Source organism: Variovorax sp. 01T439_2, assembly GCF_056398445.1.
In genome coordinates, this window is the sequence record NZ_JBFTPJ010001106.1 from 1 (window position 1) to 1732 (window position 1732).

The 1732-nt window shown below is 67.9% G+C and carries 2 protein-coding genes and 1 pseudogene; all 3 read right to left on the minus strand.

The genetic code is table 11. The features are described from left to right. Positions 1-509 (minus strand): annotated as a pseudogene (locus AC1DOC_RS32445) (glutamate ligase domain-containing protein); the annotation flags it as partial. A gap of 78 nt (positions 510-587) precedes the next feature. After that, positions 588-1094 (minus strand): OmpA family protein, encoded by a 507-nt coding sequence (locus AC1DOC_RS32450; RefSeq protein WP_015867230.1) that lies wholly within the window; start codon positions 1092-1094, stop codon positions 588-590. Between the two features lie 83 nt (positions 1095-1177). Beyond that, positions 1178-1630 (minus strand): hypothetical protein, encoded by a 453-nt coding sequence (locus AC1DOC_RS32455; protein WP_478131418.1) that lies wholly within the window; start codon positions 1628-1630, stop codon positions 1178-1180. Positions 1631-1732: the final 102 nt, after the last annotated feature.

Genomic DNA, 1732 nt, shown 5'->3' on the forward strand with positions numbered 1-1732 from the left:
AGGTAGACGCGCTGGTCGGCCGGCAGCTCGAGCGGCAGCGCGCGTGCGAAGCGCGCCTGGGCATAGGCCTCGAAGTTGCGCGCATTCACCACTGCATGCGCAATGGTCGAATCGCCGCTCAGCATGGCGTTGGCATTGAGCTCCTGCTCGGTGAACGCGGTCTCGAAGTCCTGGTCGAAGGCCAGGCCGAGGCGGAAATAGTTGCGCTTGACGCCGGCGAGCTGGGCCTTGAACTGCGCCCAGTCGATCGGGCTTGCGCCCTCGACCCAGTCGATGCGCAGCCATGGCGAGACGATGCCGCAGTCGCGCACCCAGCGCTCCACGGCGGCGGCGCCTTCGTGCCACGCGGTTTCGAAATCGGCCGCGCGCGCGTGCACCACGTGCGCGCGCTGCGACCCGTCGCTCACCGAGAAGAAAAGCGTGAAGGCCGGATAAGGCGCCGGCAGCGCCGCGCACACCGAGGCCAGGCGCTCGTGGCAGGCATGGAGCTGGTCGGAGAAGGACATCATTCGGCCCCAGTCGAATGCGGGAGGCCGGTCGCACCCGGACCGGGAACTCCCATCGAAGGCATCGCGTTTCTCCGTGTTTCAGCGGTAGCTGAATTCGGCTCGGCGATTGAGCTGATGGCCCTCCTCGGTGGTTTCGAGCGACGCGGGTTTTTCAATACCCCAACTGACGGCCTCGATCCGTTCGCCCGGCACGCCAAGCTGCGTGAGCGCGCGCTGCACGGATTCGGCCCGGCGCTGGCCCAGCGCAAGGTTGTATTCGCGGCCGCCGCGCAAGTCGGTGTGGCCCTCGATCACCACCTTGCTGGCGGGACGGTTGCGCAGGTAGCTCGCATGCGCTTCCACCACGTTGCGGTATTGCGGCTTGACGTCGTATTTGTCGAAGTCGAAGTACACGATCTTCAGTGCGGGGCCGTTCTGCACCGGCGCGGGCGGGGGTGGTTCCACCTTCGCCACCGGGGCTGCCTTGTTCGAGTAGTAGTAGGTGGCGTCCTCGCGTCCGCTCGTGGCGGCGGTTCCGCAAGCGGCAAGACTTGCTGCGAGGGCGACGATGGCCAGTATCCGGTAGCTGCTGCTGCTGTTCTTCATATCGATTCCTTTCGCGGGCCAGGCCGCGGCGGCCTGGCCCTGGTGCGTTGTTTTTCTTCCTTCTCCTCTACTGCTCTTGTTCCTTAACCCAGCAGGCCGTGCAGGATGTTCGCCACCGGGGTCAGAACGCTGCCGGTGCCGGCGGCCTGGTCCACCAGGCTGGTGATCGGGGTGACCACGTCGGTCACGATCGGCGCGGCATGCTCCACCGTGTCGACCACGCTGGCGACGGTATCGACCACCGGAGCGACCGTCGGGGCTGCGCCGGCCAGGATGTCGGTCACGGGCGCTGCCACCGTGGATGCCGTGGCAACCACCGGTTCGAGCGCCGCACCGGCCGTGCTTGCCGTATCGAGCACCGGCTCCAGGATGTTGGCCACCGGGCTGCTGCCGCCGCCCAGCACGCCGCCCAGCAGACCATCGCTGCCGAGCACGCTGCCGACCAGGCCGTCGTTGCCAAGCAGATCGCCGCCGAGGAGGCCGCCGACGATGCCGTCTTCGCCGAGCACGCCGCCGAGCAGGTCRCCGCCRAGCAAGTCGCCACCCAGGAGATCGCCGCCSAGCACRCTGCCGACRAYRCCGTCYTSRCCSAGCACGCCGCYSAGCAGGTCGCCGCCGAGCAAGTCGCCACCCAGGAG

Bases quoted from the DNA above. Each gene is read 5' to 3' on its own strand.
- AC1DOC_RS32450 (WP_015867230.1), bottom strand. From the start codon at position 1,094: ATGAAGAACAGCAGCAGCAGCTACCGGATACTGGCCATCGTCGCCCTC.